The 23,331-nt window shown below is 37.5% G+C and carries 18 protein-coding genes and 1 pseudogene; 14 read left to right on the top strand and 5 right to left on the bottom strand.

Annotated elements, in window-relative coordinates; all coding sequences use genetic code 11:
* Window positions 1–238: 238 nt before the first annotated feature.
* A complete protein-coding gene (locus tag BN200_RS00545) occupies window positions 239–2,110 on the bottom strand; it encodes an ABC-F family ATP-binding cassette domain-containing protein (RefSeq protein ID WP_019220450.1) in 1,872 nt (623 codons plus the stop codon).
* A 539-nt stretch (window positions 2,111–2,649) separates the two neighbouring features.
* Here BN200_RS00545 and ndk point away from each other — a divergent pair.
* Complete coding sequence (ndk, locus tag BN200_RS00540) at window positions 2,650–3,072, top strand: nucleoside-diphosphate kinase (RefSeq protein WP_019220449.1); 423 nt, start codon at window positions 2,650–2,652, stop codon at window positions 3,070–3,072.
* A 103-nt stretch (window positions 3,073–3,175) separates the two neighbouring features.
* Here the strand turns inward: ndk and pgsA are convergent, their stop codons facing one another.
* The 3 genes from pgsA to BN200_RS00525 all read right to left on the bottom strand — a co-directional run bounded on the left by pgsA (window position 3,176) and on the right by BN200_RS00525 (window position 7,081).
* Window positions 3,176–3,757 carry a CDP-diacylglycerol--glycerol-3-phosphate 3-phosphatidyltransferase gene (gene pgsA, locus BN200_RS00535; RefSeq protein WP_019220448.1) on the bottom strand — a complete coding sequence of 194 codons (582 nt, stop codon included), beginning with the start codon at window positions 3,755–3,757 and terminating at the stop codon, window positions 3,176–3,178.
* 75 nt (window positions 3,758–3,832) lie between these two features.
* Window positions 3,833–5,818, bottom strand: a complete 1,986-nt coding sequence (gene uvrC / locus BN200_RS00530; RefSeq protein ID WP_019220447.1) for an excinuclease ABC subunit UvrC — start codon at window positions 5,816–5,818, stop codon at window positions 3,833–3,835.
* A 411-nt stretch (window positions 5,819–6,229) separates the two neighbouring features.
* Window positions 6,230–7,081: a 23S rRNA (adenine(2030)-N(6))-methyltransferase RlmJ gene (locus tag BN200_RS00525; protein WP_019220446.1), complete on the bottom strand. Its 852-nt coding sequence runs from the start codon at window positions 7,079–7,081 to the stop codon at window positions 6,230–6,232.
* 701 nt (window positions 7,082–7,782) lie between these two features.
* Between BN200_RS00525 and nagZ the strand changes: the two genes are divergently transcribed.
* From nagZ to BN200_RS00470, 10 genes and pseudogenes are all read left to right on the top strand, one after another.
* Window positions 7,783–8,814: a beta-N-acetylhexosaminidase gene (nagZ, locus tag BN200_RS00515; RefSeq protein WP_034988806.1), complete on the top strand. Its 1,032-nt coding sequence runs from the start codon at window positions 7,783–7,785 to the stop codon at window positions 8,812–8,814.
* 213 nt (window positions 8,815–9,027) lie between these two features.
* Window positions 9,028–9,339, top strand: a complete 312-nt coding sequence (gene tatA / locus BN200_RS00510; RefSeq protein WP_019220443.1) for a twin-arginine translocase TatA/TatE family subunit — start codon at window positions 9,028–9,030, stop codon at window positions 9,337–9,339.
* Between the two features lie 47 nt (window positions 9,340–9,386).
* On the top strand, window positions 9,387–9,827 hold the full coding sequence (gene tatB, locus BN200_RS00505) for a Sec-independent protein translocase protein TatB (RefSeq protein ID WP_019220442.1): 441 nt from the start codon (window positions 9,387–9,389) through the stop codon (window positions 9,825–9,827).
* Window positions 9,824–10,603 (top strand): twin-arginine translocase subunit TatC, encoded by a 780-nt coding sequence (gene tatC, locus BN200_RS00500; RefSeq protein WP_019220441.1) that lies wholly within the window; start codon window positions 9,824–9,826, stop codon window positions 10,601–10,603. Before tatB ends, tatC begins: the two co-directional genes overlap by 4 nt.
* A 61-nt stretch (window positions 10,604–10,664) precedes the next feature.
* The gene (serS, locus tag BN200_RS00495) at window positions 10,665–11,942 is read left to right on the top strand and encodes a serine--tRNA ligase (protein ID WP_019220440.1); all 1,278 of its coding nucleotides are present in this window, start codon (window positions 10,665–10,667) and stop codon (window positions 11,940–11,942) included.
* A gap of 133 nt (window positions 11,943–12,075) precedes the next feature.
* Window positions 12,076–12,734, top strand: a pseudogene (locus tag BN200_RS00490) (protein-L-isoaspartate(D-aspartate) O-methyltransferase).
* Window positions 12,735–12,900: 166 nt separating this feature from the next.
* Window positions 12,901–14,079: a M23 family metallopeptidase gene (locus BN200_RS00485; protein ID WP_019220439.1), complete on the top strand. Its 1,179-nt coding sequence runs from the start codon at window positions 12,901–12,903 to the stop codon at window positions 14,077–14,079.
* Window positions 14,080–14,446: 367 nt separating this feature from the next.
* Window positions 14,447–14,893 carry a preprotein translocase subunit YajC gene (gene yajC / locus BN200_RS00480; RefSeq protein WP_019220438.1) on the top strand — a complete coding sequence of 149 codons (447 nt, stop codon included), beginning with the start codon at window positions 14,447–14,449 and terminating at the stop codon, window positions 14,891–14,893.
* A gap of 483 nt (window positions 14,894–15,376) precedes the next feature.
* Entirely contained in the window at window positions 15,377–15,763 is a 387-nt protein-coding gene (locus BN200_RS00475; RefSeq protein WP_019220437.1) for an Mth938-like domain-containing protein, read from the top strand.
* Complete coding sequence (locus BN200_RS00470) at window positions 15,760–16,620, top strand: phytoene/squalene synthase family protein (protein ID WP_019220436.1); 861 nt, start codon at window positions 15,760–15,762, stop codon at window positions 16,618–16,620. The genes BN200_RS00475 and BN200_RS00470 overlap by 4 nt, the downstream gene beginning before the upstream one ends.
* A 1,603-nt stretch (window positions 16,621–18,223) precedes the next feature.
* Here the strand turns inward: BN200_RS00470 and BN200_RS00460 are convergent.
* Entirely contained in the window at window positions 18,224–20,113 is a 1,890-nt protein-coding gene (locus tag BN200_RS00460; protein WP_019220433.1) for a peptidyl-prolyl cis-trans isomerase, read from the bottom strand.
* A gap of 153 nt (window positions 20,114–20,266) precedes the next feature.
* Here BN200_RS00460 and tpiA point away from each other — a divergent pair, with 153 nt between their 5' ends.
* From tpiA to BN200_RS00445, 3 genes are all read left to right on the top strand, one after another.
* Window positions 20,267–21,031 carry a triose-phosphate isomerase gene (gene tpiA, locus BN200_RS00455; protein WP_019220432.1) on the top strand — a complete coding sequence of 255 codons (765 nt, stop codon included), beginning with the start codon at window positions 20,267–20,269 and terminating at the stop codon, window positions 21,029–21,031.
* 80 nt (window positions 21,032–21,111) lie between these two features.
* Window positions 21,112–21,546 carry a preprotein translocase subunit SecG gene (secG, locus tag BN200_RS00450; protein ID WP_019220431.1) on the top strand — a complete coding sequence of 145 codons (435 nt, stop codon included), beginning with the start codon at window positions 21,112–21,114 and terminating at the stop codon, window positions 21,544–21,546.
* Window positions 21,547–21,672: 126 nt separating this feature from the next.
* A complete protein-coding gene (locus BN200_RS00445) occupies window positions 21,673–23,301 on the top strand; it encodes a CTP synthase (protein ID WP_019220430.1) in 1,629 nt (542 codons plus the stop codon).
* The last annotated feature ends 30 nt before the right edge of the window (window positions 23,302–23,331 follow it).

The following is a 23,331-nucleotide window of genomic DNA, read 5'->3' as shown; positions in this document are numbered from 1 at the left end:
GAGATCATTTTTTTCTCAGCGCACACATCAACGATGAGAGAGTTTTCTGTGACAGAATGTCAATCTATTCTCCTAACAGATGAGAGTGAGGGTTTTCTCTATTAGGTCGTTAGAGGGAGTGTTTTTTCTTCTATCATTTGGTCCATGATTTTTATGACAGGCATGAATTTTTTGCTTATGGCTATTATCCTAGAGTTCCCAATCAAGCAAAAATATTATAAGTGATAAGAGTTTATTTTTACATCATTTGTGTTTCATATTGATCAGATAATGCAAACCAGAGCGTTTCGGCTTCTTCTAATTTGTGGGCTATTTTAGCACGTTCTTTTATTTTCTCAGGTATTTTGTTATGGAAAGAAACAGAAATGAGTTCTTCATCAAGTCGTGTAATTTGTTTATGAAGGTGCTCTATCAATGCTTCAGTTTCAGCTATTTTTTTGCGTAATGGAGCAAGACTAGCACGTTTTTGAGCGTTGCTTTTTCGTTGATCATTTTTAGAAGGGGAAAGTTGTTTTTTAACAGATACATTTGTTTCTTTTTTGGGGGAAAGTCCAAGAATCTCTTTACGGTAAGTGTGCATATCACCTTCATAAGGAAGCACAGTTTTATTTTTTACAAGCCATAAGCGATCCATTGTTGCTTCAATAAGGTGCCGGTCATGGGCAATAAGTATCACTGCTCCATTAAAATGATTGAGTGCATGTATCAGTTCTTGACGGCTATCGATGTCAAGGTGATTGGTTGGTTCATCAAGAATAAGAAGATGGGGACCTTCAAAAACAGTAAGTCCCATAAGCAAGCGAACTTTTTCACCTCCTGAAAGCTCTTTGACTTTTGTCATCATTTTTTCCGTTGATATTCCCATACGAGCGACTGCAGCGCGTATTTTAGCGTCTGCTTTTCCTGGCATAAGAGGACGCATGTGATCTATTGCATTTTCTTCAGGTCTCAGATCATCAAGTTGATGTTGAGCAAAAAAAGCAATTTTCAGATGTGGAGCAAGAGTAACTGTTCCCTTTTCTGATTTTAGACGACCAGCGAGCAATTTAGCAAGAGTTGATTTTCCATTTCCGTTTGAACCCAAGAGGGCGATACGATCATTATTATCAATTCTTAAATTTAATTCTTTTAAAATTGGCTTTCCTGTTTCATAACCGATACTTACGTTTGAGAGTGCAAGAATAGGGGAGGCCACAGGCTTTTCTACTTGTGGAAAGATAAAAGGTTGAGTATTTTGAATTTTCCATGTTGTAAGAGGCTTAAGTTTTTCAAGCGCTTTAAGGCGTGATTGTGCTTGTCGTGCTTTACTTGCTTTAGCACGAAAACGGATGATAAAATCTTCCATATGTTTTTGTTGCATTTCTTGTTTTTCAATTTGTTTTTGTTGAAGTTTAATAACTTCAGCTTTTTGTTGTTCAAATTGATCATAATTACCACGCCAGAAACTAATTTGGTTATTTTCGAGATGCATGATAGAGTTAACTGTATGATTTAAAAAATCGCGATCATGACTGATGATAATCACTGTATGGGGGTAGTGACGCACATACTCGGTGAGCCAGAGAGTTCCTTCAATATCGAGATAATTTGTTGGTTCATCGAGGAGTAAAAGATCCGGTTCAGTAAACAATACGGCTGCTAGCGCAATTCGCATACGCCATCCACCGGAAAAGGATGAGAGCGGTTTTTGGTGTGTATGAGAATCAAATCCTAAACCAGAGAGAATTTTTCCGGCGCGTGCTTTTGCAGAATGGGCATCAATATCGGCTAAGCGTGCATGAATGGCAGCAATACGCAGAGGATCAGTTGCGGTTTCTGCTTCATGGAGAAGATTGGTGCGTTCTGTGTTGGCGGCTAAGACAGTTTCAAGCAAAGAATGTTTGCTTGCAGGTGCCTCTTGAGCAACTTGACCAATTTTTGTACCTTTGGGTATGCGGATATCGCCACTTTCAGGTGAGATATCACCTGTAATGGCGCGAAAAAGAGTTGATTTTCCTGTGCCATTACAGCCAACAAACCCAGTTTTTGAACCAGCAGGAAGAGCAATATTAGCACGGCTAATTAAAAGACGCCCAGCTATCCGTATTGTAATATCATTCAACACTAACATAATGAAAAACCCCCCTTGCATATTTTAAAAATAAGTGCAAGTGGATTTAATTTTTGAAGGTGAAGTATGTATGCCGTTATATACCACTGTCTACCACTGTCATTATGCTTGGTGCAAGTTGACACCCTCTATTTGCCAGCTCAAAATGTTGCAACAGCTCTTACAGTGAAACAGTTTATGAGAGGCATTTTAGTCCTTTCTTGAAGCGTTTCTATCCCCACACTCCAACCTCTTTGCGATGTGCCTCTTTGTGGTGTGAGAGAATGATTTTGATGAATTCACTAGATAAGAAGGCTTGAATGAGAAAAACTTACGTTATTTGGGGTTCTTATTCAAGTTGAAGAGAGATAGTTTATCATTATACGTCAATTTATTGTATCTATGATGAGGCAATACATTAAATTGAGATTTTTTATTAAAATCAACCCAAAACTGTACAATTCTAAAAATTGGTGCGGATTTTCTCAGAGTCACTTGGCAAGAGACGTCTTGCTCGCTATAGAGCCAGATAATATTTATAATAAAATAAAGGTGGTCAAATGGCTATAGAACGTACTTTTTCAATGATTAAACCAGATGCAACACGTCGTAATTTAACAGGTGCAATTACAAAAATGCTTGAAGATGCGGGGCTGCGTGTTATCGCATCTAAACGTGTGTGGATGAGCCAACGTGAAGCTGAAAAATTTTATGCTGTTCATAAAGAACGTCCATTTTTTACTGAATTAGTTGAATTCATGTCTTCTGGTCCAACCATTGTGCAGGTTTTAGAAGGCGAAAATGCAATAGCTAAAAACCGTGAAGTGATGGGGGCTACAAATCCTGGAGAAGCACAGGAAGGGACAATTCGTAAAGTTCATGCTTTGTCGATTGGTGAAAATTCTGTTCATGGTTCGGATAGCGCTGAGACGGCAAAGACAGAGGTCGCTTTTTGGTTTTCCGAAGTAGAAATTGTTGGCTAATAAAAAGCATATCTAAGAAGTAGAAAATTCCAAAACAGCTTGTTTTGGAATTTTTTTATGAGGTTATAGATTAAAAAATAAGGAATACAGAATTTATCACTGTTCATGTGATGACATGTTTTAAACCTGCGCGAAAATAATCCCATCCTGTCCACAATGTAAGAAGAGCAGAAATCCACAACATAGTGATGCCAAATTCCACTGTATAAGGAATAATTTTATTGCCAGCTGGTCCCGCTAAAAGAAAAATAATAGCTATCATTTGTACAAAAGTTTTCCATTTTGCAAAACGAGAGACAGGAACACTGACTTTCAGTTCAGCCAAATATTCACGTAATCCTGATACAAGAATTTCCCGACAAAGAATAATAATAGCTGCCCATAATGTCCACCCCGCAATAGTACTGTCTGCTGCAAGTAAGAGTAAACAGGCAGAGACAAGAAGTTTATCTGCAATAGGATCTAACATGCGCCCGATATTGGATGTTTGTTCCCAAATACGGGCAAGGTAGCCATCAAGAAAGTCAGTAATAGATGCAAACACAAAAATAGAAACGGCAGCCCAACGTGCAATATCGCTTGATTGCAGTCGTCCTTCTAAAAAAAAGCACGCAACAACCATTGGCACAGCAATAATCCGTGCATAAGTTAAAATATTTGGAAAAGAAAAAGTATGATTTTTCATAAAACTATTTTCAATTTTTTTGTGAAATTACAATATACTTTATAAACGTAACAAGGCAAAGATTATGAAACAAGCCTATTTTTCATTAAAATGGTTGTGAATTTTTTGTGCAATCGTGAGAGAAATTCCTATAACTTTTGTTAAATCTTCTAATGAGGCGCCGGCAACGGCTTTAGCACTTCCAAAATGATGAAGCAATGCACGCTTTCTTGTCGGACCAATATTTTCGATTTCATCAAGCGGATTTTTCAATGTTTCTTTTTTTCGTTTTGCTCTGTGAGTTCCAATTGCAAAACGATGTGCTTCGTCACGTAGACGTTGTAAAAAATACAAAATAGGGTCGCGTAGGGGAAGTGTAAAAGGTGTTTTTCCTTTTATAAAAAAACGTTCACGTCCCGCTTTACGTTCAACACCTTTAGCTATTCCCACTACCGTAATAAAATTATCCAATCCTAATTCAGATAAGATTGTATGCACACTATTTATTTGTCCTTTGCCTCCATCGATTAAAATAAGATCAGGCCAAGTAGGGAAAGAAATATCATCTTTACCTTGTATTTTTTTGCTTTCATGAGGCAGACCATGCTCTTTGATAAGGCGTGAAAATCTTCGTTTAATGACTTCTTTCATCATGCCAAAGTCATCGCCAGGTGTAATATCGGTTGAGCGAATATTGAATTTGCGATATTGATTTTTAATAAATCCATTTTGGCCTGCCACAATCATCGCACCTACTGCATTTGTCCCCATAATGTGGGAATTATCATAGATTTCTATACGGCATGGGGTATGAGGCAGTTGAAATATTTCTGCAATACCCTGAAACAATTTTGTATGTGTGGCTGTTTCAGCAAGTTTGTGTCCAAGTGTTTCATGGGCATTGATATAGGCATGATTAACCAAGGTTTTGCGTTCACCTTGTTTTGGTAAAGAGAGGGATATTTTACGATTTGCTTTTAGACTGAATGCTTCTGCAAGAAGTGTCTTGTCTTCAATGGATTCAGATAAAAGGATGAGTTTTGGAAGTGGCTTATCATCATAGAATTGGGCAAGGAAACTTGCTAAAATTTCACTACTGGAAAAAGATGGATCTGCTTTAGGAAAATATGCTCTGTTTCCCCAATTTTGCCCCATGCGGAAAAAGAACACTTGAATGCAGGTTATCCCTTCCTTTTGCGCAATTGCAAAGACATCTGCTTCTTCTATTGTTTGGGGATTAATGCCTTGATGACTTTGTATGTGAGAGAGCGCCGATAAACGATCACGATAGGCTGCCGCTTGTTCAAAATCAAGATTTTCTGCAGCTTTATGCATAGCTTGAACCATATCATTTTTAACGGATTGGCTTTTTCCCGAAAGGAAAGATCTTGCTCCTTTAACAAGTTCTCTGTAATCACTGTCACTAATTTCATGCGTACAGGGCGCAGAACACCGCTTGATTTGGTAAAGCAAACAAGGACGTGTACGGTTTTCAAGAACTGAATCCGTACAGGTGCGTAATAAAAAAGCGCGTTGCAAAACATTGATTGTTTGTGTAACAGCGCTCGAAGAAGCAAAAGGACCAAAATAATGGGCTTTTCGTGTTCGGGCGCCGCGATGTTTGTAAAGTGCGGGTGCACGATGATCATCAGTAATAATGATATAAGGAAAGCTTTTATCATCACGTAGTAACACATTAAAACGTGGATGCAACCTTTTAATGAGATTAGCCTCCAAGAGGAGCGCTTCTGTTTCTGTATGAGTAACGACAAATTCCATATGAGATGTCGCACGAATCATGCGGGTGATACGGTTATTATGTCCCTGTTCACGTGTATAGTTTGAGACACGTTTTTTAAGATTACGTGCTTTGCCAACATAGAGAATTTCACCATTTTCATCAACCATCCGATAAACGCCTGGTTTATGCGGAAGATGTTTGACAAACTCTTGTATGAGTTTGGCACCTTTAAATTGATTTTTTTCATTTCCTTGATCAGCATTATCCCACGTAATATGAGTAAGAAAAGAGAGTTTTTCTTGCTCACCTTCTGCATAAGCTGTTTTATTTTTAAAGATCATTCAGTTTACCCAAGGGTGTTTTGTGCTTTTTTATGCGAGGTATTCTACTCCATTAACTCTTGTCTTTTATGTGTTTATAGTTTTGTCTTAATAAATAACGCATTATGGCATGAGATTATACAGTTTTGGAATTATTACTTTTTATAAAAAACAACGAAGGAAACCCCAGAAAAAAGTTTTACCAGTCAGCTAACTTTATTCATGAATTGATAAATTTGTTATAAAATAAAAATTAGCTAAGACGTTCTTTTCAAAGAAAAAACCATACCCTTCGCTTTTCTGTACATTTTGTGTCAATTGTAGAGCAAAAGATTTAACTCTTGTTCAGCCTCTAAGGAGTTTAATCTTCTTTCATTACCCTCACAAGGAGCCTCATTTAGGGAGCATAGAAAAGTAATTTTAACATAACAGCTATTCTTTTTGAATCCATTTATGAGTTATTTGTGCATTTTTATCTTGCCCAAGACGAGTGATAAGAAAGGGGCTGAGCTTTTTGATTTCTTCTTCAAGGAGATAGGGAGGATTGATAAGGATCATACCACTTCCATTCATTGTAGGTGGTATGGAGCTTTTTCGAATACGCAGTTCAAGTTGTAAAATTTTCGGAATTTCTGTTTGATGCAATGCATGAAGAAAATTTTCAATTTCTTTGTCATATTTAACGGGATACCATAAAGCATAAATTCCTCCAGAGAAACGGCGATATGCTTTCATTAACCCCTCGATAAGACGGGAAAATTCACCAGGTTTTTCAAAAGGAGGATCAACGAGAATAAAACCACGTTTTTCTTTTGGTGGTAGATGAGCATTTAAGGAAAGCCATCCATCTAAATGCAAGACTTTTGTTTGATAATCACCGGCAAAATTTTTTGCTAAAATGTGATAATCTTCACAGTGCAATTCAATTGCTGTGAGGCGGTCTTGTTTACGCAGTAATTGGCGAATAAGAACAGGAGAGCCTGGATAAAACAGGATGTCTTTTTCCCCTTCATTGAGTGTTTCAATGATATTGCACCATGGATAAAGAAGTTCTTTTAAGTCTTCTGGTATAGGTGCTGAAAGAAATCGGTGGACGCCTTCTCTCCACTCTCCGGTTTTATGTGCTTCCAAAGAAGAAAGATCATAAATACCGATTCCAGCATGGGTATCTATAACGCGAAAAGCTTTTTCCTTGCGTTTGAGGTATTCTATGATGCGGGTGACAATAATATGTTTAAAAACATCAGCAAAATTGCCAGCATGATAAATATGCCGATAATTCATGACGAAACTCTATCCTATTTCAGACTGCTCACCAAATCCCTTTACTAACATAAAATGACAGTTTTTCTATTCATAAAAGCCCTGTCAAGCAGAGAGAAAATTATATTTTGATCAAAAAAGCATATCTGTTTGGCAGAGTGCCAATGTTATAAATGAGTAATTGGCTATGCTGTTTTATATTAATCTAATCTGTATAAACTGGATTAATCACTAAAATTTTAAATCTTTTGACAAAACATAGTGAGAACAGGAGAAAATATTCTGTAAGGCATTGGGCAGATTATAAAGAATTTCTTTATTTTATCGCTTTTCAGGAGGAAATGAATGAAAGCGACAGGTTAATTAACGTGCCAGTGGAGAATGCTAAAGATTCTAAGCGCAATGTGCACAGTTATTAATAAGACAGCCAAGTATTTGAAGATGATCCATTTTGAATATCTCAGAAATCAGTTAAACTTATCAATGATAAATTCTATAAACAATAAGAATAAAAATTTTGCATGCTATGTTGATAGATTTCTCACGGAAGCATTTAAGAAATGGCTTTCTTTGGGGCGCAAGTTTCACGTTACATATGCGAAATGGAGAGATTTTTGTATAGAATCTCGAAAGAAGAGCTTTAAAAAAATTAACATGAGATATGCGAACTGTCTCAATCAAATGAGAAATTATGAAGGAATCAATGTTAAGGTATGACGATAATGTCAGAAATAAAAGCTATAATTACTGGTATTTCTGGTTTTGTTCTAAGAGAAGCTGAAAAAGCCTTTATTGCTGAGTATAAGCCTTGGGCTTTTATTCTATTTGCTCGCAATATTGGGTCAGCAGATGACATTAAGGCATTGACGACATCTTTACGTGAGGTAAGTGGGCGTGATGACGTTTTTATTTTTATTGATCAAGAAGGAGGAAAAGTACAACGTTTGCTTCCACCTCTGGTACCTCATTATCCAGCAGCTGCAACTTTGGGGAAACTTTATAAAAAGGATCAAGATAAAGGAATTCGCGCTGCGTGGATTATGTCTCGACTTCATGCTTTTGACTTAATAAAGCTTGGTATAAATGCCAATTGTCTTCCTGTTTTAGATATTCCGGTGGGTGGAGCACACGATGTTATTGGAACGCGTGCTTATGCTAAAGATGTAGAAACAGTGACAGCTTTAGGGAGTGCAGCTGCTAAGGGGCTTTTGGATGGGGGTGTTTTACCAGTAATGAAACATATTCCCGGACATGGTAGAGCGCTTTGCGATACGCATTTTGAATTAGCACATGTTGATGCCTTCCTTGATATTTTGGAGAAGCATGATTTTATGCCTTTTAAAAATTTAGCTGATTTGCCAGCTGCGATGACTGGGCATATTGTCTACGGAGCAATTGACGAGAGGTTTCCTGCAACACTTTCTAAGAGAGTTATTGAGAATGTTATTCGTAAAAAGATAGGTTTTGATGGGCTTTTAATATCAGATGATGTATCAATGAAAGCTCTTTGGAACAATGCATTTTCGGAAAATTTCTCTGATTTAACACGTAAAATTTTTGCTGCCGGCTGTGATATTGTTTTACATTGTAATGGTCATTTAGAAGAGATGTGTGCGATTGCGCATACAGCGCCATTTTTAAAAGGTAAGGCATTAGAACGTGTGCATAGGGCTAGCAGGCGAATTCTGCAAGAAGACAGCTCAGATGAAGTTGCCTTGAGAGAAGAGTTTTCAAACCTTTTGACTTTTATTTGAAGAGGTTTGTCATTTTTAATTTATCTATGCTTATTGTAATATGCTAAGGAAAAGCTGGAGAAAGTCTAAAAGGTAGTTTACAATAAAAAAGATGTGCGATTGTCTTTAACTTGAGAAGAAAATATACAAGTAAAATATGATTATATTTGCTACATTCCTTACAGAGCCAGTATAAATAAGTGAAATCAAATTTAAAAGTAGTGAGAGAGAGTGATGGGTAATATTTTTTCACCAACACATTTAATTGTAATTTTACTGATTATCATTGTACTTTTCGGGCGTGGTAAGGTTTCTGAATTAATGGGCGATGTTGCAAAGGGGATCAAAGCTTTCAAAAAGAATATGAAAGACGAAGAGGACATGCTCGAGGATAAGCTTGAAATGGCTGACTATTCTGAAAAAATGGATGTTGAGCCTCAAAAATCTCAGTCTTTATCGGTAAAGCTTGCAGCCATGCGCGCAAAAGGTTCTTCTTCCACTAGAGAAGGCAAAACTTCTGTTGTTAAAAAACAGCGTATAAAATAACAAAGATACAATCGTTATTATTGAAATGAGGAAGTTGAGTATAAACGATGTTCGGGATTGATGGGCCAGAGTTTCTCGTAATCTTAATTATTCTCATCGTTGTAGTTGGACCAAAAGATTTGCCTAAAATGTTAAGAGCAATGTCAAAGGCAGTAGCGTATGTGCGTTCAACAGCCAATGAATTTCGCCGCCAGTTTGATGATGCAATAAAACAAGCTGAGCTCGGTGATTTGCAAAAGACATTATCGGATATGGACAATTTTAATCCAGACAGAAAGTTAACAGGGATTTTAAACCCCATGCAGGATATAAGAGGTGATATTCCGGGTAATTTTGATGTCAATACAATGCACCATAAATTAGAAAAAGGTCAAGAAAATTTGGAATGTGATCAGAACAAAACTGATGAAGACTTAGCCGTACCTGTTGATTCTCATAATTCTGGGAACGTATCTGTAACTTCTAAAGATAAAGAAGATGCGTCATGAATGTTGAGAGAGATGAAGTTGATGCCAATATAGCACCTCTTTTAGAGCATTTGATTGAATTGCGTCAGCGAATTATTGCCGCTCTGATCGCATTTTTTGCCGCTTTTATTATATGTTTTCTTGTTAAAGATTATATCTTAAATTTTTTGATATGGCCTTATCAGTGGGCCATGAAAATATCGAGTGGTAATCCTGAAAGTATTCGTTTGCAATCAACACAAGTATGGGAAACTTTTTTAACAAAGATGAAACTTGCTGCATTTGGGGCGGCAATTTTGTCTTTTCCTTATACGGCTTTTCAGTGTTATAGCTTTATTGCACCAGGGCTTTATAAAAATGAGCGTATGGCTTTTTTACCATTTCTCATTGGTGGACCGATTTTATTTTGTCTTGGTGGAGCATTTGTTTATGCTCTGTTAGCACCGATTATGCTTTGGTTTAGCCTTTCTCAGCAAGTTCTTCCGGATGTTCATTTAAGAATAGAGTTCATAGTGCGTATCTCCGATTATTTGAGTTTTATGACATCGTTTATTTTGATTTTTGGTTTGATTTTTCAATTACCTCTTGTCACCAGTCTTTTAACGAAAGTTGGACTTTTAACTGCTCATAGTTTAGCGTCTAAACGAAAATGGGCTATTCTCATCTCTTTTATAATTGCGGCAATAGTCACCCCATCGGATTTTTTTACTATGTTTGCAGTAGCATTACCAACGATAGCTCTTTACGAGATTTCAATTTTAATTGCCTACTGTATGGAAAAGAAAAAAGTCCCTTAAGAGAAGTTTATAACTTATGCGATAGGAAAACGAGAAGAAATGATGCAAATGAGGAATTTTGATGCTTGATATTAAGTGGATTCGTGAACACCCTGAGAAATTAGATGAAGCGTTAGCAAAGAGAGGCATTGAGCCACAAGCTGAAAGGTTAATCAAACTTGATCTTGAGCGTCGGTCACATGTTGCTAAAGTACAATCTGCACAGGAGCGTCGCAATGTGGTTTCAAAGGAAATAGGAAAGGCTTTAGCTGTCTGTGATCAGAAAATGGTTGAACACTATAGAGCTGAAGTGGAAGAGATTAAAGCCTTTCTTTCTTCTGCTACAGCAGAAGAAAGGCGATTAATGGAGAGCTGTGAGAATGCTCTTGCAGCGCTGCCGAATATTCCATTAGATGATGTTCCAGAGGGTAAAGATGAAAGCGATAATGTTGTTCTTCGGCATTTTGGCACACCTACGACGTTTGATTTTATACCAAAGGAACATTTTGATCTTGGTCAAAATCTCAAACAGATGGATTTTGAGCGGGCAAGCCGTTTGTCTGGTACACGTTTTACAGTACTCTTAGGGGCGCTAGCACGGCTTGAACGCGCATTGGGCCAATTTATGCTTGATGTACATGTTTATGAGCATGGTTATACAGAAGTTTCTGTTCCTCTTCTTGTTCGTGATGAGAGTGTTTATGGAGCAGCGCAGTTGCCTAAATTTGCTGATGATCTTTTTCGCACAACAGATGGTCGATGGCTTATTTCGACAGCAGAAGTGCCGTTAACCAATTTGGTAAACAATGAAATTCTTGAGATATCGGATTTGCCACTGCGCTTTTCTTCTTTGACTCCTTGTTTCCGCTCTGAAGCGGGATCTGCAGGCCGTGATACACGTGGTATGTTGCGTCAACACCAGTTTTGGAAAGTAGAAATGGTATCAATTACCACGGCAGAACAGTCTTTAATTGAATTGGAACGTATGACAGAATGTGCAGAAGATGTGTTAAAACGACTTGGTTTGCCTTTTCGTACCGTGGTTCTTTCTACGGGTGATATGGGATTTGCTGCACGTAAAACTTATGATATTGAAGTTTGGCTTCCTGGTCAGGGATGCTATCGTGAAATTTCCAGTTGCTCATTGTGTGGAGATTTTCAAGGGCGACGCATGAATGCACGCTATCGTAAAGAAGATGAAAAAACATTACACTTTGTTCATAGTCTTAATGGTTCCGGTACGGCTGTTGGTCGTTGTCTTATTGCTATTCTTGAGAATTATCAGCAGGCCGATGGGTCAATTATTATACCTGATGTTTTACAACCTTATATGAGGGGCATGCATTGCATTACTGCTTAAATTGGCAAAAAGAGAACAGATAGACGTTTATTATTGACAAATGATAGCATAAAAACACAAAGGTGTGCCATTCTAAAAAAAATAAAGTGTACATATAATGAGAAAACGACTCTGTTGGAGATCGAATGATACTATGGATCAAAAGGGTATTTTACGATTTCATGAGGAGCTAGCTAGTCTTGTGCTAAAAATGCGCAGCAAAGGAATTGATGATGTTCGCTTTTTTGCGGCATTGGAGAAAATTCCTCGTCAACAGTTTGTCGGTTCTCCTTGGTTTCAGAGTGCTTATGATAATAAAGTTATTCCAATTGAGTGTGGTGAATATATTGAGCGTTTGGAAGAGCAGCTTTTGATTCTTTATGCTTTATCTTTGAAAAAAAACATCGTGTCTTAGAGATTGGCACAGGTTCTGGTTTCTGTACGGCTCTTATGGCACACCTTAGTGACCGTGTGATAACAGTTGATCGCTATAAAACGCTTGTTGATTTGGCGCGTCAAAGATTTGAAACTTTAGGCATTGAAAATATTGTTGTACGGCAGGTTGATGGAAGTCGTATTGTTACAGGTTTAGGATCGTTTGATCGTATTCTTATTTGGCCATCACGCTCTGATGAACCGAAAGAGTTTTTAGAGCTTTTAACTGAAAACGGAATTCTCATTCAAGCTATAGGACCTGATGAAGGGGTACAAATCATCACACATTATACAAAAATTGCGAGCCGGTTTGAATGCTTAGAAATGTTCCAAGTGCGTTATCAACCTTTTATTGAAGGTATTGCGGAAACGCTTTGATTTTCAGACTACAGCTACACCCAAAATATCTGCTTCTTCACTTTATGATAAATTCATTTTGATTTTATTGTAAAGATATTTTTGAATAAAATACCTTATTTTAACTCTTAGGTAATATTACAAAGCTTTAATAGGTTGTGTTGAGTATTGGTGAGTGAGCAGAACGATGTGTTTAAAAGTTTTGGGTAATGTTTTCCAGTGTAATCAGGGTACAGCGCTTTTAGCGATGATAGTGGTTCTTGTGGGGTGTAGTTCTGGTATGCAGCGTTTCGCTAATCCTTTCTCTGATCCTACGGTTTCTCATCAGTCAAATATGTCTACAACGATGTCGATGTCTCACGATTCGCCAGCGTTGTCGTACGGCGATGGTATGATACAAAGTACTGAATTGCCACCTGTAGAGCCAAGTAATGATTTATCAACCTATGAGAGTGCTACGTATAATTCTCCACGAAAAGATGGAGCACCTTCTCTTGATAGTCGAGTTATGGGAACACCGCCACGCAATCTTGGAATACTTTCTCGCTCACACATGAAGAATGATCCTCTTTTTCGGCAAAACTCTTATATTGTTCAAAGTGGAGATACGCTGTTAAGCATTGCTCGGCAGAGAGGGATCAGTATTGAGGACTTAAAATTAGTAAACGGAATAAGGAGTAATTCCATTTATATCGGCCAGGTCCTTATGATCCCAGGCGGGCGTCCAGGAGGAAATTCGAATGCTCACAATAATGATGGGATTGCATCAAAACAGTCTATATCGCAGTCTCAAGTTGCATCTTCCATAAGACAAAAGAAGGACTCATCTTCAGAGAAAGTTTTTATCACAACTCAATCTTCTGCAAAGATAAATAAGTCAAATATTGAGCAGAAGTCTTCTACACAGATGTCCTCATTGCATGATGGAAAGGGTGTTTTAGACACCGTGATGAATAAAGATAATAGTGTAACACCACAGTCTACAGGAATTTCTAAGATGCGTTGGCCAGTACGGGGGCGTCTACTAAGCCAGTTTGGTCAAAAGAAAGGGACAGCAACGAGTCGGGGAATAGATATCGCCGTGCCTGAAGGCTCATCAGTAAAGGCAGCAGAAAACGGTATCGTGATTTATGCAAGTGATGGACTAAAAGAGCTTGGTAATGTTGTTATGATCCGACATGAAAATAATATTATCACTATTTATGGCTGTAATAGCAAACTTGTTGTTAATAGAGGACAAAGAGTACGCCGGGGTGATGAGATCGCGAAGTCGGGTGTTTCAGGGGATGTTAAAACTCCGCGTGTTTATTTTGAAGTGCGCAAGAATTCTGCACCTGTTGATCCTATTAAATATCTAGAAAACTAAGGCGAGATGACTTTCTTCTAAAAATCTGCAATTTATCTGGATTTCAAAAAACAATCGGTCTGCTTAAATCAATGCTCTTTTAATAAAAAAGCTTACACGTTTGAGGGAAGCGATCAGTTAAGCTCATTGAGAAGGGAAGAAAGTTATTGGGTATCATTTTTTCTCGAAAAGAGAAATAAATCTGTTTTTTTAAAGTTTTTTCTCGTTGCCTTCTGTCTTTTAAGGATTTATCACCTTTCGGTGAAACTGTAATTACAATTGTGCAGTTATTGCTTTGTATGATGATCCTCTAGGAAGGCTTTTTTCAACCAAAAGCTTATTTTAAGAGAGTAGGAAATACCTGAAGTTTAATCTATAGGAGATAAAAATGTTTATTACGAACGCTTATGCTCAAGTTGCAGGCGGTGTTTCCCACGGGCCCTCACTTGTTACTTTCGTCCCGTTCATTCTGATTTTTGGAATTATGTATTTTTTTATTATTCGTCCACAGCGTGCACAAATGAAAAAGCGCCAGGAAATGCTGGATGCTGTACGTCGTGGTGATACAGTGATAACGGGTGGTGGTGTTATCGGTAAGGTTACGAAAGTTTACGCTGAGAGCGGTGAATTAGAGGTTGAAATCTGTGATGGTACGCGTATTCGCGTTATACGTTCAATGTTATCAGATGTTCGTGTTAAAGGAGAACCAGTTCCGGAAGAAAAATCAAAATTGAATGCTAAAGTAAAAACATCGCAGAAAGCTAAAACTGCAAAGAAGGAAAATGTGGTTTCCTCTAAAGAAAAAGAATCTGTATCAAAGGAAGAGCAATCTTAAAGTATGATTACAGTTATCATGTTCTTTTAAAACTGATTTTTATGAAAATGGGTGGCTTTTATATAAATATATAAAAGCCTTTTCATTGTAGGAGTGGTCTTATAGTCGGTAAATGAATATTAATATTTTTTGTTTTAAAAAATAGTTATTTTATCTGTTCAATATTGTGATAATTCTAACTGCTCTTTGAACAAGGTCATTATTCTATATGACAAAAATTGCTTGTTTTTGAGCAAATAGGCTCAGATATTTTTTCTTAAATGAATATATTTAAACGGATATGGTATTTGACTGCGTTTTATTGCAAACTTTTCCATAATATTTGTGAGAGTTTTTATATATTGCTGTTACATTGTCAGGGATAATTTTTGTATGAAAGATTTTGCATTAACTTTGCAATGCGGGGTATTATTGTTTTTTTGTTGACGTTGAGGGGGAAGTGGGAAAACGCAATTGAGCTTTCAAAATAAAGGACATTGACTGATGTTTCATGCAATTCAAGTCCGCGAGGCACATTTCCCAGGACGCGCACCTATTGATGCTTATGGAAATGGTGGTTTTCGTTTCGCTGATATGTCACATAGAGGTTCTATTATTTGTGTACCATCAGGTGTTTATGGTATAGATATGGCAGGACCTATTCCAACTCAAGAGGATATCTCTCGTGTCTTAGAAGAGTCAGATCAAATTGAGATTTTATTAATAGGCACAGGAGTTGAATTATTGCGATTACCTGAAGAGTTAAGGATACTGTTATGGGAAAAGCGTATTTCATCGGATACAATGAGTACAGGAGCAGCAGTACGTACATTTAATGTTCTGTTAGCTGAAGATCGTGCAGTTGCGGCTTTATTGTTTGCTGTAGAATGATCAATTTTCTGCCCTATAGTCTTGATATTTTACGTGCTACAGATCGTGATCGTTATATATCAGTTTTATTTGCGCCTAAAAAAAAGCGTAGAGCATTGGCTGCTCTTTATGCCTTTAATGCGGAAATTGCCCGTATTCGTGAAAGTGTGCACGATCCCCTTATCGGTGAGATACGATTGCGCTGGTGGTATGATTCGATTGCGCAGAGTGAAATGCAAAAGAGTGAAAGCAATCCGATTTTGAGTGATTTGTTTACGGCGATGACTCTTTTTAATTTACCTAAGACAGATTTCTTACGTTATTGCGATGCGCAGATTTTAGATCTTTACCACAATCCGATAGCGACTCTTTACGATCTCGAATTCTATTGTAGTGAGACAGCAAGTATAATTTTACAGCTTTCTTGTCAGATATTAGATTCAGATGCTGCAGCAAATTTCACAGATTCCTATCAACATGGAGGGATTGCCCAAGGGCTAAGTGGTGTATTGCGTCTCCTATCATTCATGCAATCACGATATCACTATTATTTGCCTACTGATATGCTTACAGCTGTAGGGGTGAAGAGGGAAGAGTTGCAGTCTCATCGTGTCAGTCATGAACAAAAATGCCATATCATTGAGGCTATGGTAGCTTTATCAAGAGAGCATTACACTAAGTTTTACGAGCATTTTAATATGATGCCTAAAACCCTTAAACCGGCGTTTCTTCCATTGGCAATTATACCAGCATCTCTTCAAAAGGCAGTAGAATTGGGAGCAGCAGTTTTTCAAGAAAACGCAGCTTTGCCATTACTTCAGCGCTATTGGTTGATAGCCAAAGCAGCGATAAGCGGTAATCTTCCAAAGATATTGTAGAATAAAAAAGAATTCATAACGAGAGAATCAATAAACAGACGGATAGATTTTTTATATTGAAAAGTATAGCGCTCTTGTGATTTCAATTCGTTTCTTTGTCATTTTAGAAACAGCGATGATAAGTGCGGGATGCTCTTAAAACAGTTAAAATTGTGACTTAGTAATGTTGGATAATCATGCATATTGACTCATTGATTATGCTCCTTATTAAAAGGATCGTGTATCAGTAAATGTAGAGAACACAAAACATAAGATTAAATGCATGCCATAGATCAGCTAGTTTTCTGCGGTTTATGTATCCGAGTAAAATTGGAGAGTAAAACTGCAGTGATAGCCAACGTTCCATCGGTAAAGAACAAAAAATATTATCAGGGAAAAATATCTCATTAGCCAAGAGTTGGCAAAAGATTAAGAATTTATTGAGAATAAGTTTTTCAGATGTAAGTGAGGACTTATAATTTTACGCATCATTTTGTTGAAAGCATTCATTTTATTTTACAATGGTGAGGATTTTTCTTTTGCCTTCAGGTAAAAGAGGCTTAACATCTCTGGACTTTATGATGCATGGGTACCAGAAAGAAGCTTGGATTTCGATTTTGAAAAGCTTATCAATACAGGTTATAATGATGATCTATAGAGAATTCGATGTCACCTTTATTCAGACGTATCGCTATGCTGTGGATTAGAGGTTGTGCTGGAAGCTATAAAGAATCTTAGCATGAGAGAGAAGCATTGAGAAGAAAAATGCAAAAAAGCAAGCCAAGATTACTCCTAAAGAAGTCATCTTGAACCGGTCTTTTCGTTTTTTTCTTAAACAGGGATTTGGAATGATATTGTTCCAGCATCTCAGTTTCTTGAAGGGGATGAAAACACATTAAGTTCTTACCAATAAAGGCTCTGTTTAGAGACATTCAAGAAAACTGGAGAAGAAGTAAAATTACTTCTCTTTTCTTCTGCTCAACTCAGAAAACAGGTTAGAACGATGAGGAACATCTTTACAGAAGACTATCCTTTATCAAAATCTTCTTCAGAAAACTCAGAGATTTGAGACCTATCTCCTAGTGACACGATAGAAAAGCTTCTTCTTTGATAAAATTCCTAGTCATTTTTCAATCATCCTCTCGTTTTGAGAGTTAAAAGCACAGGCTCTAGAGATATTAGATATTGGAATTGTAATACTTAGAGCTTTGAATTTATTGATTTTTTTATTTTCTGATAAAGCAGAATTTCTTGTTTTGACAAGGAAAATTCTCTTTGCTGTTTACAAGAAAATTTTCAGCTATGGAGAGACTATGAAGAAATAAGTGATGACTGTTTTACAACAACATTTACAGTTCAGTTGGGGTTGAGAACATTTTAAAATACACTCAAAAACGCTTTTCTAAATTTCATTTGTCTTTCTGATAAAAGTTTATCTCCGTTTGATAAAGCTGTGATGCATTTACTTTTCTGAAATAGCACAAATTTGAAAAAAAGCTTGTTATTAGATAGATGTTACATGTTGCAAAACTAGGCAAAAAGAATTTTGCCTGAGTTTTACATTGCAGATAAAATATTAAGCGTAACTTTACCGAAGCAATGTTTAAGATCGTTTGCTTGATTTTCATTGGAGAGCTTGGAAAATTTGATTATAGTTAGCGCTATTAATTTTTAAAGGATGTTCCTTATTGGCAATGTGCAGCATTTCTAGTTTGAGATCTTCTCTTATCCCCATATCTATATTGCTACGAATATCAGATGAAAGGGTATGAGGGGAGATGTCTTTAGGCAGAGTGACTTCCTTTATCTGATAAAGGATACGATTTGTTGCAACGGGACCTTTTATTATGCCATAGTGACCTTTTGGACCAGAAAATAATGCTTTAACGCCTTCAAATCCAAGGATTTCAGATGAATCTTGGCGCCGAAGGGGCCGCGTCGTTTGTTTTGTAACACCAAGTCTAAGGGCGAGAGAAACAAAACCTTTTCCTTCAGTGAGTTGTTTGAGAGCATCCTTAGCTTTTTCATCAAGAAGGCGTTGGATTTCTTCCTTTTTCCATTGATCGATGACCTCTTGTTTTGCCTCTTCAAATGTTTGATCGCGTGCAGGGATGATAGCTTCGACCTTGTACCAGAGATATCCACCTTTTGGAAGAGAGAGCGGATCAAGATCAGCTCCCTCGTTTGATTGATAGATAGAGTTCAGCAAAAGATCTTTTTGGGGTAAATCTGTAAGTATTGTGCCTTCAATTGTTTTTCCTGTTTTATCAAGAGTGATTGTTTGCAGAGGCAATTTATATTGGTCAGCAAGCTCTTTGAGAGAAGCTCCTTCAAAACGTGCATTTTCAATTGCTGTATAATTGTTACGTATATCATCAGCCGCACGATTTTGAGCAAGTGTTTGGCGAATATCGTCTTCTACATTTTCGAAGGGAGTAGGACCTGCGGGTATAATATCTGTAACACGAACGATAACAGGACCTTGTAAATCATTGATTACAGCACTGACTTGTCCTTGTTGAAGTTCAAAAATCTCAGAGGACAGATAATTGGGAAGTTCATTTGCTGTTAGAGGCCCCTTTTTTATATCATTGAGAGTCTTGTTTTCAGCTTTAACTAAGTCATCGAAACTTAATCCATCGGCTATTTTTTTTGCTGCATTATCAGCAGCCTCACGTGTAGGGAATCGCAATTCTTCAATCGTACGTTTTTCAGGTGTTATAAAACGCGAAGCATTTTGAGTATAATAAGCCCTCACCTCATCTTTTGAGATGTTTTCGGGTTTTACAAACTCAGAGAGTTTCATGGATAAGAAAGAAACGGTACGGTATTCTGGAACACGAAATTCATTCCTATGCATTTTAAACCATTTTTGCAACGTTTCTTGATGAGGTTCAGAAACTGCTTCTTTTCCCTTTAGATCAAGAATAAGATAATCGGCAATGCGGGTTTCTCCTTGATAAGAAGCGAGTGCTTTATAAAAAAGATCTGGTGCCTTCATGCCAGATAGTGATGCTGAAAGGAGCTGATTACGCTTTTCTTTTTTTGTGTAATAGTCGAGAAAATTACTTTCTCTGATATGTAATTGTTGAAGGTAGTTACGAAATAAATCATGGTTAAAGACGCCATTTCTTTTAAACATATTATCCGCACCAATGCTACGGGCTATTGCATCTTTTGAGAGATTGATTTTCATTTGGCGGGTTTGTTCATCAAACAACACATCTTGTTGTAACTGATTAAAAACAAAAGCGGGGATTTGGTATTGCTGCATTTCACTTGGTGTGAACATTCGTCCAAGATGAGAAGAGAGTGCTAAACGTGTGCTTTGGTCAGCCAGTGCGAGACGATAATCATCAACAGTTATTGTCGATTCTCCAGAAGAGATAAGATCTCTTTCACTTTTTGTGTGTAACTGTGGTATCCCCCATAAAAGGATGAAACATAAAAGCAAAATAGCAAGAAAAATTCTCACAATCCAAGAGTTAGTAGCGTTTCTTAAGATGTCAAGCATCGTTCAATTCCATTTTTGGCATGAGTTATCATCAAAGCAATAGCGGAATTTGCAATAAAGATGCGCAAGATGCAAGCTTAAAGACTTGCTTTCATTTTATAATTTGATACCTAAAGATAAACAATATGTTGTGATCGCTCTTGAGGTAAAAATATGTCTCCAAATATCCGCCCTTTTATTGCTGGAAATTGGAAAATGAATGGAACCGGTGAATCTCTTGGAGAGTTGCGTGCCATTGCCGCTGGCATTAGCTCTGATTTAGGTCGTTTATTTGAAGCGCTTATTTGTGTTCCAGCAACGCTTTTATCCCGTGCTTCTGATATTCTAGGTGGAGAAAATATTCTCCTAGGGGGGCAAAATTGTCATTTTGATGATTATGGTCCTTATACTGGAGATATTTCAGCTTTTATGCTTAAAGAAGCAGGAGCAAGCCATGTTATTATTGGGCATTCAGAACGTCGCACAGTTTATCAAGAAAGTGATGCAATTGTTTGTGCTAAAGTGCAAGCGGCGTGGCGAGCAGGTCTTGTTGCTCTTGTTTGTATTGGAGAAACATTGGAAGAGCGCAAAAGTAATAAAGTTTTGGAGGTGCTTACACGGCAACTTGAAGGATCTTTACCAGATGGTACAACAGCAGAAAGTATCATTATCGCTTATGAACCTGTATGGGCTATAGGAACAGGCAATACAGCGACTTCAGCAGATGTTGCAGAGGTGCATGATTTTATTCATCATAAAATGCGTTCTCGTTTTGGTGATGAAGGGAGCAAGATACGTTTGCTTTATGGTGGATCAGTAAAACCATCCAATGCATTCGAGCTTCTTAGTACTGCTCATGTGAATGGTGCTCTGATAGGTGGAGCAAGTTTAAAAGCGATTGATTTTTTAACTATTTGCGATGTTTATCGTAAATTATAAGAGAGAAACTTGGTTTTTCCTTGGATTATGTGCAATTTATGTGTAAATAGCCATGAAGAGTTATTTGAAGAGCAGGATTTATGCAAACAGTACTTATTGTTATCCATTTTTTGATTGTTATTACTTTGGTTGGTATTATATTAATCCAACCTTCGGAAGGTGGCGGGCTTGGTGTGAGTAGTGGTTCGGGGTTGATGAAAACCCGTGGGAGTAAAAATGCGCTGTCTCGTTTAACGGCTATTTTAGCCTGCTGTTTTTTTGCGGTATCCATTGGACTTACTGTGGTAGGCAGTATATCGAACTCCAGTTCTGATATTCTCAAGCGTATTCCGGTTCATAAAGAACAAAATTCTACAAATAAAGACACTCTAGAAACGACACCATCATCAGAGAGTGAGTCTGAACCCTCTATTCTTGAGAAGCTAGGTGATGGTTCGGTTTCATCTCAGGAACAAAATCAGCCTAAAGATCATCCCGCAGCTGAAAACCCAGTTCCTGGTAATGATACAAAGTAGTTTTTTCAAGAGAGTGTAGATTGAAAAAAGGTGATTTTTCACCTTTTTTTATTTTATAGAAAAAAATGTTTCTTTTTGCATTTTTTGCTGGAAAAATCATTATAAACTGCTTATCACTATAAGCCCATGGCACGTTATGTTTTTATTACTGGTGGTGTGGTTTCTTCCCTTGGAAAAGGCATCGCAGCTGCAGCTTTAGCTGCATTATTGCAGGCTCGTGGTTATCGCGTACGGCTTCGCAAACTTGATCCTTATTTAAATGTTGATCCAGGTACCATGTCGCCTTATCAACATGGTGAGGTGTTTGTCACCGACGATGGTGCGGAAACAGATCTTGATCTTGGTCATTATGAGCGTTTTACCGGACGTTGTGCAAATAGCCAAGACAACATTACGACAGGGCGTATTTATCGCAATATCATTGAACGAGAGAGACGTGGTGATTATTTGGGTGCAACAGTCCAAGTGATTCCTCATGTTACTGATGAAATCAAGAGATTCATTACTACCGGAAACGAAGAGTTTGACTTTGTTTTATGTGAAATAGGTGGCACCGTTGGTGACATTGAAGCGATGCCTTTTCTTGAAGCGATTCGTCAGCTTCACAATGAATTGCCAAGACAGAATGTTATTTATGTGCATCTTACATTAATGCCTTATATTTCTTCGGCTGGTGAATTAAAAACCAAACCAACGCAGCATTCTGTTAAAGAATTACAATCAGTTGGTATTGCTCCCGATATTTTGTTGGTGCGCGCAGATAGGCCTATTCCAGAAACAGAGCGGAATAAATTGTCACTTTTTTGTAATGTTCGTCCCACTGCCGTTATTCAGGCATTAGATATGCCAACGATTTATGATGTTCCCATAGCATATCATAAAGAGGGATTGGATTCAGAAGTTCTTTCTGCTTTTGGAATGCATCCAACACATAAACCCAACATGGATCGTTGGGAAGATATTACACATCGAATTCACCATCCCGAAGGGGAAGTGACAATTGCTGTTGTTGGGAAATATACGGGCTTAAAAGATGCTTATAAATCTCTTACCGAAGCGATTGCGCATGGTGGTTTAGCTAATAAAGTCAAAGTTAATATTGAATGGATTGATGCGGAGCTTTTTGAAAGAGAAGATCCTACGTCCACTTTACAAAAAGTTCATGGAATTTTGGTTCCTGGTGCTTTTGGGGCGCGTGGTGCAGAAGGTAAAATGCGAGCAATTCAATTTGCGCGAGAACGTAAAGTTCCATTTTTCGGTATTTGTTTTGGGATGCAATTGGCTTGTATAGAAGCAGCGCGCAATATTGCACAGATTGAGAATGCTTCATCAAGTGAGTTTTGCGCAACTAAAAATCCGATTGTAGGTTTAATGACAGAATGGTCCAAAGGGGATGTTCTTGAGAAGCGCACACACTATAGCAATCTTGGTGGTACCATGCGTCTTGGTGCTTTTGCCGCAGAGTTAAAAGAAAATAGCCATATTGCCCAAATTTATGGCATGACAAGGATTTGCGAGCGACATCGTCATCGTTATGAGGTCAATATTGATTATAAAGAAAAGCTAGAACAGTGTGGTTTGGTTTTTTCTGGTATGTCTCCTGATGGTGTTTTACCAGAAACGATAGAATATGCAGATCATCCATGGTTCATTGCTGTTCAATATCATCCAGAATTAAAATCACGTCCATTTGATCCACATCCACTTTTTTCTTCTTTTATTGAAGCCACTATAGAACAAAGTCGATTGGTTTAGTTTGATAAATTGAGTTATTTGCTTTTTGAG

The sequence above is a fragment of the Bartonella senegalensis OS02 genome (assembly GCF_000312545.1).
GTDB lineage: Bacteria > Pseudomonadota > Alphaproteobacteria > Rhizobiales > Rhizobiaceae > Bartonella > Bartonella senegalensis.
This window is presented reverse-complemented; position numbering and strand designations above follow the sequence as displayed.